Raw genomic sequence first — 13735 nt, 5'->3', positions numbered from 1 at the left:
CGATGCAAACCCTGATGCTGATCAACGGCCGTCTCGTGAATGGCGAAGGCCCGGCCTGGACCGTACTTGACCCGGCCACAGGCAGTGCCCTGGCGCAGATCAACGAGGCCAGCGAGGCCCAGGTCGATACCGCCGTGCGCGCCGCCGACCTGGCCTTCGACAGCTGGTCGCAGACCACGCCCAAGGAGCGCTCGGCCGTACTGCTGGCCATCGCCGACGCGATCGAAGCCCATGGCGAGGAACTGGCCCGGCTGGAGTCGCGCAACTGCGGCAAGCCTTACGCCGCCGCGCTGGGTGACGAGATTCCGGCGATCGCCGACGTGTTCCGCTACTTCGCCGGCGCGGCCCGCTGCCTGGGTGGCTCGGCGGCCGGTGAATACCTGCCTGGCCACACCTCGATGATCCGCCGCGACCCGCTGGGCGTGGTGGCGTCGATCGCGCCCTGGAATTACCCGCTGATGATGCTGGCGTGGAAGATCGCCCCGGCCCTGGCCGCCGGCAACACCGTGGTGATCAAGCCGTCGGAACTCACCCCGCTGACCGCCCTGCGCCTGGGTGAGCTGGCGCAGCAGCTGTTGCCAGCGGGTGTGCTCAACATCCTGTTCGGCCGCGGCCAGACCGTCGGCAACCCGCTGGTCACCCACCCCAAGGTGCGCATGGTGTCGCTCACCGGGTCCATCCCCACCGGTGCACACATCATCGGCGCCACCGCCGACAGCGTGAAGCGTATGCACATGGAGCTGGGCGGCAAGGCACCGGTGCTGGTGTTCGACGACGCCGACATCGAGGCCGCCATCGACGGCATCCGCACCTTTGGCTTCTACAACGCCGGCCAAGACTGCACCGCAGCCTGCCGCCTGTACGTGCAGGACGGCATCTACGAGCAGTTCGTCGAACGCCTGGGCGCGGCGGTGGCCAGCATCAAGCCCGGCTTGCAGGACGCCAGTGACACCGAGCTGGGCCCACTGATCAGCGCCCAGCACCGTGACAAGGTGGCCGGGCTCGTGGAGCGCGCCATCGCCCAGCCGCATATCCGCCTGGTCACCGGCGGCAAGGCGATCGAAGGCGGCGGCTTCTTCTTCGAGCCGACCGTACTGGCCGATGCCCTGCAGGATGACGAGATCGTCCGCCGTGAGGTGTTCGGCCCGGTGGTGTCGGTCACTCGCTTCAGCGATGAAACCCAGGCGCTTGAATGGGCCAACGACTCCGAGTACGGCCTGGCCTCGTCGGTGTGGACCCGCGACACCGGCCGCGCCCATCGCCTGGCGGCACGCTTGCAGTACGGCTGCACCTGGGTCAACACCCACTTCATGCTGGTCAGCGAGATGCCCCATGGCGGGCAGAAGCAGTCGGGGTACGGCAAGGATATGTCGATGTATGGGCTGGAGGACTACACCTGTGTGCGGCATGTGATGTTCAAGCATTGATTGCATGATCTGGATCGAGGTGGCCACAGCGCCTCGATCCAGGATTATTCGCACGCCAAACTCATCACCGTCCTAGGGTTTGTACGAAAAGTCGCCGAGCGGCGATCAGGCAAGGCGAAAACAGGCGAGGAAGCGGAGTTTACGGGTTGTAAATGAGCATTCCGAGCCTGTTTTCAACGCAGCATGATCGTCGCGCAGGCACTTTTCGTACAAAGCCTAAAGCCGACTCCAATAGAGTAGAGTCCCACGAGACTGAATGGCTGACAGGACAGGCATATAAAATAACGTGGTTTCACCGCGTCAGTCAGGTACAGCAAAGAAGACCGACTATGGGTTGGTCGCGTGCTGACAACCCACGCCATCATTGGCTTCCACGCAAGATCTCGTCGCAGGTTGCCAACACTGTTCAAGGAAGCGGTGGATGATTATCTGGAGTGCGATGGCGCTCCGGCGTCCGGCATCGTGACCTAGCCAAAAGCTGTGGCGAAAACCGTCTGCCCAGTGTCCCCCCTCTGCCTCGGCTGCTTCGCAGCCTTTCGCGGGCAAGCCCGCTCCCACAGGGTTCGCACACGTCCTCTAGGGCGCACTGTACCTGTGGGAGCGGGCTTGCCCGCGAAAGGCTGCACAAAGGCCGAAAGTGGGGCTATCACAGCTCTATTCGGCCCCGGCGGTCGTTTAGTCGCGCAGATCAGACTCGTGGATCGGGTTGGCCCGGCTGGTCGCCCGTTGGTACTGCGCAGGCCAGGTCGCCTTGTTACCGCCCAGGTCATCGTCGGCGTGCAGCGGCCAGTAAGGGTCGCGCAACAGTTCACGGGCCAGGAAGATCACATCGGCCTGGCCGGTGCGCAGGATATGTTCGGCCTGGGCCGGCTCGGTGATCATGCCGACGGTGCCGGTGGCGATCTCCGACTCCTTGCGCACGCGCTCGGCGAAACGGGTCTGGTAACCGGGGCCGGTGGGGATCTCTGCATTGACCGAGGTTCCGCCAGAAGAGACGTCGATCAGGTCGACACCCAGTGCCCGCAGGCGGCGCGCAAGCTCGACGGTTTCATCGGGGTTCCAGCCATCCTCCACCCAGTCGGTGGCCGACACCCGGACGAACAGCGGCAACTCCACGGGCCAGACCTTGCGCACCGCTTCGGTGACCTGCAGGGTCAGGCGAATGCGGTTCTCGAAGCAACTGCCGTATTCATCGCGGCGCTGGTTGCTCAAGGGCGAGAGGAACTGGTGCAGCAGGTAACCATGGGCGGCGTGCAGTTCGACCACCTTGAACCCTGCCTTGAGCGCCCGTTCGGTCGCGGCCACGAAAGCGGCGATCACGTCCTGGATTTCGTCCTTGCTCAGTTCGCGCGGCGGGGTGTGCTGCGGATCGAAGGCGATTTTCGACGGGCCCACCGGCTGCCAGCCGCCATCCTCGAGCTTGACGCTGCCTTGCTTGCCCAGCCACGGCCGGTAGGTGCTGGCCTTGCGCCCGGCATGGGCCAGCTGGATGCCGGGGACCGCGCCCTGGGCGGTGATGAAACGGGTGATGCGTTGCAGCGGAGCGATCTGTTCGTCGTTCCACAGGCCAAGATCCTCGGCGGTGATGCGGCCATCGGCGGTCACCGCCACGGCTTCGCTGATCACCAGGCCCGCGCCACCGACCGCGCGGCTGCCCAGGTGCACCAGGTGCCAGTCGTTGGCCAGGCCGTCGACGGCGGAGTACTGGCACATGGGGGATACGGCGATGCGGTTGGGCAGGGTCAGCTGACGCAGGGTATACGGCTCAAGCAGCAGGCTCATGAGAGCACCTCCCGGGGGACTCCAATGGTGGTCCGGTCCGGGCACTTGTGGTGAGGCTTGGCCGGTACCGGTCTGTTCAGACTAGACCATGGCCATGGGCGGTGTCCGAGAGATGCGGGGGCGAGTCGGCCAAGTGCCTGGCGAAAGCTTTGCAGCGTTCTTGAGATCGAGCGCCGCCCGCGCGGCGCATCGCTGGCAAGCCAGCTCCCACATCTGTTTCGGGCCAATCCATCCTGTGAGGTCTCCACTGTCCGCCTTGGTGCATGCCTCAAGTCTGGTGGTGCGGCATCAGCGCCAATGCTGAAACCGCGTCGTACAAACAAGGCGGACAGTGGAGATGGACCAGGAGTAACTGGCCCGAAACAGATGTGGGAGCTGGCTTGCCAGCGATGCGCCGCGCGGGCGGCGCTCGGTCTCAAGAACGCTGCAAGACTCCCGGCGAGCACCTGGCAGCCTTGACGCGAACACCTTGAAAGCGATGCCCCCTTACAGCCGCTGGATGATCAGCTCACCATTTGCCCCAGCCACACCCGGCTCACCCGGCTGCCCCGGGCGGCCATTGGCGCCAGCAGCGGTGCTGTACACCAGGCAGCCCTTGCTCGCCCCGCCCTTGCCAGCCTTGCCCGCGTCCCCCGGCTTGCCCGGCGCGCCGCCATCGAGGCGGACCGCGATGCGCTCCTGTGGGAAGCCATCGGGCAGCGCCAGGCGAATCCGCCCACCGGCAGCGCCGTCATGGCCATTGCCGCCGTTGTCGCCGTTGGCGCCACGGCTGGCCTGGCCCCAGGTGCAGCCCCCCGGCTTACCATTGGCACCATCGAGCCCGAAGTAACCCGGCGCCCCGGCACCGCCTCGCGCATCGATGGCCAGCCGCTCGGCCTCCAGCCCTTGCAGGCGCAGGTCGAGGTTGCGCCCTGGGCGGGCGGCCCGCTCATAAGTGCCCGGTGCGCCTGGCGCGCTGATCTCGCTGCCTTCGCCGAAGGAGGCGCTGGCCGCACTGATGCGCAGGTCCTGTTCGGCCGGCGCGATGGCGATGCGCGCATCGCGCCCCAGCTCCAGGTGGTCGATCTTCAATTCGGTCAGGCTGGCCGGCAACAACAGGGTCGCCGAATCGGCCACGCGCACCTGTTCCAGGTGCACGCTGGCCGACTTGTTCGGCAGGCGCAGCATGGAATGGGCGGCAACTTCGAGGCTCTCGGCCTGGGCCAGGGGCGCGGCCAGGGCGGCCAGCAACATCAATTTACGCACGGCTGGAAGCCTCTTCAGGTTTGGGGATGGACATGACGTGGAAAATGCCGGTCAACAGGATCTGCAAGCGATCGAACCAGCGGTGGCTGCGCCCGCGCAGGCTGCCATTGAAAAACAGCACCTCGAGCACATGCAGCGTGAGCAAGACGATGCCTGTGGCATTGATGAGCAGATTGAGCGGCAACGGCTGCGGCATGAGCAGGTTGAACAGCACCACCCACCAGAACAGCACCGTCAGGACCTTGCCCAGCCCCAGGATGAACTTCATAGCCCGCCCCCAGTGATTTGTTGTTATGTCGGCGCGGCCCGTTCGAGCGGGCCGCGTCGGCAACAGTAACCTTACCGCCGGGTGCGCGCCAGAGGGGTCAGTTGAGGTGCAGCTCCACCCGTCGATTGCGTGTGCGCCCTTCGTCGGTGTCGTTGTCGGCTACCGGTTCGCCCTCGCCACGCCCCTGGCTGGTCACCTTGGTTGGCGCCAGCCCCTGGCTGATCAGGTACTCGGCCACGCTGCTGGCACGGCGCTCGGACAGGCTCTGGTTATAGCTGTCGGAGCCTACGCTATCGGTGAAGCCGATGACCTTGACACGGGTCACGGCTGGATCGTTCAGCTTGGGCAGCAGCGCATGCAGGCGCTGCTGGGCGCCGGGCATCAACTCGGCGGAGTCGAAGGCGAACAAGACCTGGCCCTGGTCGTCCAAGGTGATCACCTCGGACGTCGCGGCAGGCTCAGCTGGCGCTTGAGAGGGTGGATATTGTGGCAACGGGCAGCCCGTGTGGCTCACCTGGGTGCCGGCTGGAGTGTCCGGGCAACGGTCGCGACGGTCGAACACGCCATCGCCATCTTCGTCGCCATCCTGGGCATAGCAGATCAGGCCACCGGTAATGGCGCCCAAGGCGCCGACACCGGCCGCCCAGCTGGAACTCTCGATGGCGCCCAGGCCACCGCCGACCAGCCCGCCCAGCAGGCTGCAGATGGGCCAAGTCCTTTGGTTGAGGGGCGCGCTGCCATCGCTGTGGGTGGCGCAACCCGCCAACAGGCTCGTGGCCACCACCAGCGGCAGCGCCGCCTTCGACAAATCACGCATGCTGAATGCTCCTGTGTCGCCGGCCGCTACCGGCCCACAGGAGTAAAGACGCGCCCGCGCCACTTCTCAAGGCGCGGGCGCAGGGCCGTCAGCGCTGGATCTTGATCTCGGTGCGACGGTTCATGGCACGCCCGTCGGCCGTGGCGTTGTCAGCCACCGGCTGGGTTTCGCCGGCACCGACCACCGAAACGAAGCTGCTACGCGGCACGCCGCCTTCGATCAGGTACTCGGTCACCGAGTGGGCACGGCGCTCGGAGAGCTTCTGGTTGTAGCTGTCGGAGCCGACGCTGTCGGTGTGGCCAGTGACGCTCAGGCGGGCGCTCGGGGCTTCCTGCTTGAGGCGCGTGGCGATGGTGTTGAGGCGTTCCTTGTCACCGGCGGTCAGGCGCGCCGAGTCGAACTCGAAGCGCACGTCGCGGATGACGATGACTTCTTCCTTCTGCACCACCACTTCCTCGACCACCGGCGCCGGTGGTGGGCAACCGTCGGCATCGACCTGCACGCCGCGCGGGGTGCCTGGGCACTTGTCGCGGCTGTCCGGCACGCCATCGCCGTCCTCGTCGCCATCACCGTGGGCCCAGCAGTAGCCAGCGGCCAGGCCGCCACCGAGCAAGGCCCCCCAGCCAGCCCAGCTGGAACTTTCGATGGCGCCCAGGGCCGCGCCGCCCACGCCGCCGACGGCTGCGCACTTCGGCCAGTCGGTTTTTTGCAAACCTGCACAACCAGTCAACACACTGGTGAGCAGAACCAGGGGTAACGCTGTGCGTACTATGCTCATTTTCGTAGCTTCTCCTAGGGGGATCGGTGCAAAACCGACGCTCTGGGAGTAAAGACCGCCGTTTCCCGCTCTGCCAGCAATAAGCCACGACGCGGCGCCTTGCCTCTATGCCAGGCGGGCTGGGGCCGCTAGTCTTGAGCGATCCGAACGAGGAATGGCAATGACCGACGTTTTCTCCCAACGCACACCGCAACAGGCACTGGCCGCGCTGCTCGAGCGTTTCACGCCCCGCAACCTGCTGCTGGTGGGTGCACGCTTCCCGGCGCTGGACGCCTTCGCCGCCGCCCACCCCGACACCTGCATCGAAGTGGCCGCACCCGGGCCGCTGCCTGCTGAACTGGCTGCCCGACGCTTCGACCTGGCCGTGCTGGTGGACTGCCTGGAGCACCTGCCCAAGCGTGGCGGCCTGGAGCTGCTGGGTGGCATCCGTAACCTCAACGCCAGCCGGGTTGCCGTGCTGGCGGACTTGGCCGCCTGCGGCTGGCAAGACACCGACTTCTTCGCCCTGGCCCTGTCGGCCAGCGAGAAATTCCAGCGCGACGGGCAGGTACTGAGCCTGTTCACCTATGATCTGCATGACTACAAGCAAGTCCCGGACTGGCTCAACGCCAGGTTCTGGGCCAACCCTGAAAACTTCGGCAAGTACTGGTGGTGATCCCATGAGTGTCTCGGTCTGCCCCTGCGGCAGTGGCAACCTGCTCGACGCCTGCTGCGGGCACTATCACGCCGGCACCCCGGCGCCGGATGCACAGACGCTGATGCGCTCGCGCTACAGCGCCTACGTGCTCGGCCTGCTGGACTACCTGGTGACCACCACCCTGCCGGCCCAGCAGGCGGGCCTGGACCGCGCCGGCATGGCCGCCTGGAGCGCGCAGAGCACCTGGCTGGGGCTGGAGGTGGAAAGCGCCGAGGTACTGGGCGGGCAACCCGAGCATGCCTTCGTCACCTTCACCGCCCGCTGGCACGACCTGGAGGGTGATCACCAGCACCGCGAGCGCTCGGCCTTCGTCCAGCATGCCGGGCGCTGGTATTTCATCGACCCTACCGTGCCGCTCGACGCTGGGCGCAACGACCCCTGCCCTTGCGCCAGCGGGCAGAAGTTCAAGAAATGCTGCGCCAGTTATTTCGGTAGCTGACCATGCGCACCCTCGCCCGCCTGCTGTCGCTCGGCCTGCTGCTGGGGGCGTTGGCGGGCTGCGCCAGCTGGGGTGACGATGGGTGGCGCGAACCCGAGGTACACCTGGTGGAGGTGGAAAAGGTCAGCATGCGCCTGCACCAGCAGGAGTTCGTGCTGCACCTGCGCATCGACAACCCCAACGACAGCCGCCTGTTCATCCGCCACCTGCACTATGTGGTGCGCCTGGGCGACATCGTGTTGGCCGAAGATGACGTCAGCCTCTGGCGCAGCGTCGGCGGCCATGCCCGCCGCACCTTCAAGATCACCGCGCGGACCAACCTCTGGCAGCACCTCAAGCCACTGGCGAAGCTGCTCAAGAGCAAGCAACCATTGCCCTACCGACTACAGGGCGACCTCGCCACCGGGCTGATCATCCCCCGGGACCTGCACTTGTCGCGCAGTGGTGAGATAATGCCCGGCGATTTTCTACCGGAGTAACCCCGCAATGACCCAGCAACCCCATGTCCATGGCCCCGACTGCAACCACGGTCACGACCATCACCACGATCACGACCACGGCCATGTGCACGGCCCGCATTGCAACCACGGCCACCAGGAACCGGTGCGCAACGCCCTGAAGGACGTTGGCCGCAACGACCCGTGCCCGTGCGGCAGCGAAAAGAAATTCAAGAAGTGCCACGGCGCCTGATCCGCGCTGCAGCAAACAACGCATCGCGGGGCAAGCCCGCTCCCACGGCGACGGGTGTGGGAGCGGGCTTGCCCCGCAATCAATGACCACTGGTAAATAAACCTCCCCGGCACCTTGCACGGCGACTGCGCGCTCACTACCTTAGCGCCTTTCCAACCCCCGCCACGCCCTGCAGGAGCCTAGCCATGGCCGCCCCCGTCCTTCCTCCCTTCCGCCTCCGCTTCGGCGGTGCCGCCGCGTTGCTCGGCATGCTCGCACTGGCTGGCTGCCAGATGGGCGGCTACCAGGACAGCGTGCCACCGACCACCGGGGTGCAACCGCTCAAGGGCCTGGCGCAGAACGTCTCGGTACGGCGCAACGCCATGGGCGCGCCGCTGATCGAAAGCAGCAGCTTCCATGACGCGCTGTTCAGCCTGGGCTACGTGCACGCCGGTGACCGCATCGGGCAGATGGTCACCATGCGCCTGCTGGCCCAGGGCCGGCTGGCCGAACTGGCCGGGCCCGAGGCGCTGGAGATCGACCGGCTGATGCGCGCTGCCAACCTCAAGCAGAACGCCGGCCAGCTCTACGCCGACGCCTCGCCACGGCTCAAGCGCTTCTTCGAGGTCTACGCCCGCGGCGTCAACGCCTACCTGTTCCGCTACCGCGACAAGCTGCCGGCGGAGCTGGCCCGCAGCGGCTATCGCCCGGAGTACTGGAAGCCCGAGGACTCGGCGCTGATCTTCAGCCTCTACGCCTTCAGCCAGTCGGTGAACCTGCAAGAGGAACTGTCGGCCCTGACCCTGGCGCAGAAGGTCGGCACCGACAAGCTCGCCTGGCTGCTCCCAGGCGCGCCTGACGAGCCACTGGCCGACAGCGAAGTCGACAAACTCAAGGGCCTGAACCTGGCCAGCCAGCTGCCGGGCCTGGCCGCGCTGGCCGCCGCCGGGCAACAACTGGCCGACCTCGGCCTGCTGGGCAGCCCGGGCTCGGCCAACCTGGCCCTCGGCCCCCTGCGCAGCCGCAGCGGCAAGAGCCTGCTGGCCAGCGACAGCCGGGCCATCTGGGCGCTGAGCCCGGTGCAGATCCACACCGGCAAATACCGGGTGGCCGGCCTGTCGCTGCCGGGCCTGCCGATCGTGCTGGCCGGCTACAACGGCAAGGTGGCCTGGAGCGCCAGCGCGGTAATGGCCGACAACCAGGACCTGTTCCTCGAACAGGTGCGCCGTCAAGGTAATCAGCTGAGCTACCTGGCCGACGGCAAGTGGCAGCAGGCCCGGGCGCGCAACGAGACCTTCCTGGTGCGCGGCCAACGCCCGCAGCGCGAAGTGATGTACGACACCCGCCACGGCACCCTGCTGCCGGGCCACGGCAGCCTCGCCCTGGCCCTGCACCTGCCGCAGCTCAAGGATGATCGCAGTCTCGACGCATTGTTCGACCTGACCCGCGCCAGCACGATCGAGCGCGCCTTCGACAGCACCCGCGAAATCGGTGCCGCCGCCCTGAACTTCGTGTTCGCCGAACCCGAGCACATCGGCTGGCAGGTCAGCGGCCGCTACCCCAACCGCCGCGATGGCCAGGGCCTGCTGCCTTCCCCAGGCTGGGACGGGCGCTACGACTGGGACGGCTATGCCGACGCCATGCTCCACCCCTACGACCAGGACCCAGCCGCCGGTTTCATCGGCCACGCCAACCAGCGCAGCCAGCCCAAGGGCTACGGCATGCAGCTGTCGAGCAGCTGGTACTACCCCGAACGTGCCGAGCGCCTGGCGCAACTGGCCGGTAACGGCCGCCACGACAGCCGCAGCCTGATGGCCCTGCAGAATGATCAGGTGACGCTGCTGGCCGACAAACTCAAGCAGATGTTCGACGCCCCCGGCATGGCCCAGCCGCTCAAGCAGGCCATCGACGCCCTGCCCGCCGCCCAGCGCGACAAGGCGCGCGAAGCGCTGGCCCGGCTCAAGGCCTTCGATGGCCGCATGAGCCCGGTGTCGGCCGATGCCGCGCTGTATGCGTTGTTCCTCCAGGAAGTCACCCGCCAGACCTTCCTCGACGAGCTGGGCCCGGAATCCGGCCCTGCCTGGCAGGCCTTCGTCGGCAACGCCCAGCTGTCGTACTCGGCCCAGGCCGATCACCTGCTGGGGCGCGAGGACAGCCCGTTCTGGGATGACCGCAACACCACGCAAAAAGAAGACAAGCCCGCCGTCCTGGCCCGCAGTCTGGCCGCCGCGATCGACACCGGCACCGCGCAACTGGGCGCCGACCGCCGTGCCTGGCAGTGGGGCAAGCTGCACCAGTACCGCTGGCCGGCGATGAACTACCAGGGGTTGGGTGACACCATCAGCCGCTCGCCGCAGGCTGCCGGGGGCGACTTCAGCACCCTGGCCCTCACCCCCTATGCCTGGGGCAGCAACTTCGACACCCGCCTGCCGGCCTCGGCTCGGATGGTGGTCGACTTCGGCCAGGCCGAACCCTTGCAGGTGCTGACCAGCAGCGGCCAGTCCGGCAACCCGGCCAGCCGCCACTACAGCGACGGGCTGGAGGCCTGGTTCAAAGGGCGCTTCATGAGTTTGCCACTGCAACCGCAAAACTTTGGCCAGGCTTATGGCAGCCAGCGTTTGACCCTGGTGCCAGGGAAGTAAGCAACGGGGGCGCAGCACCCCCAGGATCTCGAATACACCTCAAGATCGCCGGGGCCGCTTTGCGGCCCTTTCGCGGCACAAGGCCGCTCCTACAAAGGGCGCGCAAGCCTTGGGGTGGGAGCCGGCTTGCCGGCGATGGACTGCACAGCAGCGTCAGTTACTTTCAAGAGCGCCTGATCAGACAGCCGCAACAACCAGTCATGTTGACGAGGGCTACGCCCAGGCAGGCGAACTTTCCCGGGCCCCGCCCACTCCCACCTTGTAACGCCCCCACCGACGCGCCAGCCATGGACCTCGTGATTGCCCGCCCCGAAGGCCTCTACTGCCCGCCCGGCGATTTCTACATCGACCCCTGGCGCCCGGTGGACCGGGCGGTGATCACCCATGGCCACGGCGACCACGCCCGCCGCGGCAACCGCCATTACCTCACCGCCACCCCCGGCGCGGGGGTGCTGCGCAGCCGCCTGGGCCAGGACATCGACCTGCAATTGCTGCCCTATGGCCAGCGCCTGCTGCATCACGGTGTCACCCTCAGCCTGCACCCGGCCGGCCATGTGCTGGGCTCGGCCCAGGTGCGCCTGGAATACCAGGGGCAGGTGTGGGTCGCCTCGGGCGACTACAAGGTCGAGGCCGACGGCACCTGCGCACCGTTCGAACCGGTGCGCTGCCACACCTTCATCAGCGAATCGACCTTCGGCCTGCCGATCTACCGCTGGCCGACACAGGCCGAGGTGTTCGCCGACATCGACGCCTGGTGGCGCGCCAACCGCGACCAGGGCAAGGCCAGCGTGCTGTTCTGCTATGCCTTCGGCAAGGCCCAGCGCATCCTCCACGGCCTGGACGCGAGCATCGGGCCGCTGCTGGTGCACGGCGCGGTCGAGCCACTGAACCGGGTGTACCGCGAAGCGGGGGTGCAGCTGCCACCGACGCAGTACGTAGGCGACCTGCCGCGCAACGACCCACAGCTGCGCCAGGCCCTGGTGCTGGCGCCGCCATCAGCGGGCGGCAGCAGCTGGATGAAGCGCTTCGGCGACTACAGCGATGGGTTCGCCAGTGGCTGGATGCGCTTGCGCGGCACCCGGCGGCGGCGGGGAGTCGACCGCGGCTTCGTGCTGTCCGACCACGCCGACTGGCCGGGCCTGCTGTGGGCCATCGCGCAGACCGGGGCCGAACGGGTGATGGTCACTCACGGTTCGGTGCAGGTGCTGGTGCGCTATCTCAGCGAGCAGGGCCTGGACGCGCGGGCATTCGCCACCGAATACGGCGAAGAGGACGATACGACGGTGCGCGAGGCATGAAGGCGTTTGCCGAACTCTATCTGCGCCTGGACGCCACCACCTCCAGCAACGCCAAGTTGCAGGCCCTGCGCGAGTACTTCGCCAACGCGCCACCCGACGATGCCGCCTGGGCGGTGTACTTTCTCGCCGGTGGCCGCCCGCGCCAACTGGTCCCCAACCGCCTGCTGCGTGAGCTGGCCACGCAACAGGCTGGCCTGCCCGCGTGGCTGTTCGAGGAAAGCTACCAGGCCGTGGGCGACCTGGCCGAAACCGTGTCGTTGCTGCTGCCCGAGCAGCCCAATGGCAGTGACGAGGGGCTGGCCACCTGGGTGGAGCGACACCTGCTGCCGTTGCGTGGGCTCCCGCAGGAGACCGTGCGCGAGCGCCTGCCGCAGCTGTGGGCGCGCCTGGATCGGCCAAGCCTGATGCTGTGCCTGAAACTGCTCACCGGCAGTTTTCGCGTGGGCGTGTCGAAACTGCTGGTCACCCGGGCCCTGGCGCAGTTGGCCGGGCTCGACGCCAAGCGCGTGGCCCAGCGCCTGGTGGGCTATACCGACCTGAGCCATCGCCCGAGCGCCGCCAGCTACCTCAGGCTGATCGCCGCCGCATCGGAGGACGAGCACATCCAGCGCGGCGGCCAGCCCTATCCGTTCTTTCTCGCCCATGCCCTGCAAGCGCCGCTTGAGCAGTTCGACGCCCTGCTCGGCTCGCCAGCCGCCTGGCAGGTGGAATGGAAGTGGGACGGGATTCGCGCGCAAGTGGTCAAGCGCGATGGCCAGCTGTGGATCTGGTCGCGGGGCGAGGAGCTGGTCAGCGACCGCTTCCCCGAGTTGCAGGCGCTGGGCGAGAGCCTGCCGGACGGCGTGGTCATCGATGGCGAGATCCTGGCCTGGAAGCCCGGCACCGCCGGTATCGCCGTGCAGCCCTTCGCCCTGTTGCAGCAGCGCCTGGGCCGCAAGACCCTGGGCAAGAAGCTGCTGGCCGAGGTCCCGGTGGTGTTGCAGGCCTACGACTTGCTGGAGTGGCAAGGCGAAGACTTTCGCAGCCGCCCGCAACATGAGCGCCGTCGGCAGTTGGAGGAGCTGGTGCGCCAGTACCCACTGGCGCCGCTGCTGCTCTCGCCCTTGCTGGCCGGCGACGACTGGGCCGCGCTGGGCCGCCTGCGCGAAGCATCGCGCAGCCTGGGGGTGGAGGGGCTGATGCTCAAACAGCGCGACGCCCTTTACGGGGTGGGGCGGACCAAGGATATGGGCCTGTGGTGGAAATGGAAGATCGACCCGTTCAGCGTCGACGCCGTGCTCATCTACGCCCAGCGCGGCCACGGCCGTCGCGCCAGCCTGTACAGTGACTACACCTTCGCCGTGTGGGATGCCCCGGCCGGCACGCCCGATCGCGCCTTGGTGCCTTTCGCCAAGGCCTACTCCGGGCTCAGCGACGAAGAAATGCGCCGGGTCGATGCGATCATCCGCAAGACCACGGTGGGTACCTTCGGCCCGGTGCGTAGTGTCGAGCCCACGCTGGTGTTCGAGCTGGGTTTCGAGGGCATCGCGCTGTCCAAACGCCACAAGAGCGGCATTGCCGTGCGTTTTCCACGCATGCTGCGCTGGCGCCACGACAAGCCCGTGGAGCAGGCCGACGACCTGACCACGCTGCAAGCCTTGCTCGGGTAAGCCCCCATGAAGGATGCACCCCAG

At 67.2% G+C, this 13735-nt stretch carries 13 protein-coding genes; 8 read left to right on the top strand and 5 right to left on the bottom strand.

What is annotated here, in order from left to right:
* Window positions 1–2: 2 nt before the first annotated feature.
* The gene (locus IX761_RS09400) at window positions 3–1427 is read left to right on the top strand and encodes a gamma-aminobutyraldehyde dehydrogenase (RefSeq protein ID WP_194789320.1); all 1425 of its coding nucleotides are present in this window, start codon (window positions 3–5) and stop codon (window positions 1425–1427) included.
* A gap of 675 nt (window positions 1428–2102) precedes the next feature.
* Here the strand turns inward: IX761_RS09400 and IX761_RS09395 are convergent.
* The 5 genes from IX761_RS09395 to IX761_RS09375 all read right to left on the bottom strand — a co-directional run bounded on the left by IX761_RS09395 (window position 2103) and on the right by IX761_RS09375 (window position 6317).
* Complete coding sequence (locus IX761_RS09395) at window positions 2103–3209, bottom strand: NADH:flavin oxidoreductase/NADH oxidase (protein WP_194789319.1); 1107 nt, start codon at window positions 3207–3209, stop codon at window positions 2103–2105.
* Window positions 3210–3695: 486 nt separating this feature from the next.
* Window positions 3696–4454, bottom strand: a complete 759-nt coding sequence (locus IX761_RS09390) for a collagen-like protein (RefSeq protein WP_194789318.1) — start codon at window positions 4452–4454, stop codon at window positions 3696–3698.
* Window positions 4447–4722: a DUF1145 domain-containing protein gene (locus IX761_RS09385; protein WP_194789317.1), complete on the bottom strand. Its 276-nt coding sequence runs from the start codon at window positions 4720–4722 to the stop codon at window positions 4447–4449. The genes IX761_RS09390 and IX761_RS09385 overlap by 8 nt, the downstream gene beginning before the upstream one ends.
* Before the next feature lie 97 nt (window positions 4723–4819).
* Window positions 4820–5539: an OmpA family protein gene (locus IX761_RS09380; RefSeq protein WP_194789316.1), complete on the bottom strand. Its 720-nt coding sequence runs from the start codon at window positions 5537–5539 to the stop codon at window positions 4820–4822.
* An 88-nt stretch (window positions 5540–5627) separates the two neighbouring features.
* Complete coding sequence (locus IX761_RS09375) at window positions 5628–6317, bottom strand: OmpA family protein (RefSeq protein WP_194789315.1); 690 nt, start codon at window positions 6315–6317, stop codon at window positions 5628–5630.
* A 160-nt stretch (window positions 6318–6477) separates the two neighbouring features.
* Between IX761_RS09375 and IX761_RS09370 the strand changes: the two genes are divergently transcribed.
* The 7 genes from IX761_RS09370 to IX761_RS09340 all read left to right on the top strand — a co-directional run bounded on the left by IX761_RS09370 (window position 6478) and on the right by IX761_RS09340 (window position 13711).
* Window positions 6478–6972, top strand: coding sequence for a DUF6231 family protein (locus IX761_RS09370; protein ID WP_194789314.1), 495 nt, complete (start codon window positions 6478–6480; stop codon window positions 6970–6972).
* A gap of 4 nt (window positions 6973–6976) precedes the next feature.
* Window positions 6977–7453 (top strand): YchJ family protein, encoded by a 477-nt coding sequence (locus IX761_RS09365; RefSeq protein ID WP_194789313.1) that lies wholly within the window; start codon window positions 6977–6979, stop codon window positions 7451–7453.
* A gap of 2 nt (window positions 7454–7455) precedes the next feature.
* Window positions 7456–7932 carry an LEA type 2 family protein gene (locus tag IX761_RS09360; protein ID WP_194789312.1) on the top strand — a complete coding sequence of 159 codons (477 nt, stop codon included), beginning with the start codon at window positions 7456–7458 and terminating at the stop codon, window positions 7930–7932.
* A gap of 7 nt (window positions 7933–7939) precedes the next feature.
* On the top strand, window positions 7940–8143 hold the full coding sequence (locus tag IX761_RS09355; RefSeq protein WP_012313055.1) for an SEC-C metal-binding domain-containing protein: 204 nt from the start codon (window positions 7940–7942) through the stop codon (window positions 8141–8143).
* 185 nt (window positions 8144–8328) lie between these two features.
* Window positions 8329–10764, top strand: coding sequence for a penicillin acylase family protein (locus IX761_RS09350; protein ID WP_194789311.1), 2436 nt, complete (start codon window positions 8329–8331; stop codon window positions 10762–10764).
* 287 nt (window positions 10765–11051) lie between these two features.
* Complete coding sequence (locus IX761_RS09345; protein WP_194789310.1) at window positions 11052–12062, top strand: ligase-associated DNA damage response exonuclease; 1011 nt, start codon at window positions 11052–11054, stop codon at window positions 12060–12062.
* Window positions 12059–13711: an ATP-dependent DNA ligase gene (locus tag IX761_RS09340; RefSeq protein ID WP_194789309.1), complete on the top strand. Its 1653-nt coding sequence runs from the start codon at window positions 12059–12061 to the stop codon at window positions 13709–13711. The genes IX761_RS09345 and IX761_RS09340 overlap by 4 nt, the downstream gene beginning before the upstream one ends.
* The last annotated feature ends 24 nt before the right edge of the window (window positions 13712–13735 follow it).

It is taken from the genome of Pseudomonas sp. UFMG81 (assembly GCF_015354575.1).
GTDB lineage: Bacteria > Pseudomonadota > Gammaproteobacteria > Pseudomonadales > Pseudomonadaceae > Aquipseudomonas.
This window is presented reverse-complemented; position numbering and strand designations above follow the sequence as displayed.

Coding starts and splice junctions, on each gene's coding strand:
- IX761_RS09400 (WP_194789320.1), top strand. CDS start 3: ATGCAAACCCTGATGCTGATCAACGGCCGTCTCGTGAATGGCGAAGGC.
- IX761_RS09395 (WP_194789319.1), bottom strand. CDS start 3,209: ATGAGCCTGCTGCTTGAGCCGTATACCCTGCGTCAGCTGACCCTGCCC.
- IX761_RS09375 (WP_194789315.1), bottom strand. CDS start 6,317: ATGAGCATAGTACGCACAGCGTTACCCCTGGTTCTGCTCACCAGTGTG.
- IX761_RS09380 (WP_194789316.1), bottom strand. CDS start 5,539: ATGCGTGATTTGTCGAAGGCGGCGCTGCCGCTGGTGGTGGCCACGAGC.
- IX761_RS09365 (WP_194789313.1), top strand. CDS start 6,977: ATGAGTGTCTCGGTCTGCCCCTGCGGCAGTGGCAACCTGCTCGACGCC.
- IX761_RS09340 (WP_194789309.1), top strand. CDS start 12,059: ATGAAGGCGTTTGCCGAACTCTATCTGCGCCTGGACGCCACCACCTCC.
- IX761_RS09370 (WP_194789314.1), top strand. CDS start 6,478: ATGACCGACGTTTTCTCCCAACGCACACCGCAACAGGCACTGGCCGCG.
- IX761_RS09350 (WP_194789311.1), top strand. CDS start 8,329: ATGGCCGCCCCCGTCCTTCCTCCCTTCCGCCTCCGCTTCGGCGGTGCC.
- IX761_RS09355 (WP_012313055.1), top strand. CDS start 7,940: ATGACCCAGCAACCCCATGTCCATGGCCCCGACTGCAACCACGGTCAC.
- IX761_RS09360 (WP_194789312.1), top strand. CDS start 7,456: ATGCGCACCCTCGCCCGCCTGCTGTCGCTCGGCCTGCTGCTGGGGGCG.
- IX761_RS09385 (WP_194789317.1), bottom strand. CDS start 4,722: ATGAAGTTCATCCTGGGGCTGGGCAAGGTCCTGACGGTGCTGTTCTGG.
- IX761_RS09345 (WP_194789310.1), top strand. CDS start 11,052: ATGGACCTCGTGATTGCCCGCCCCGAAGGCCTCTACTGCCCGCCCGGC.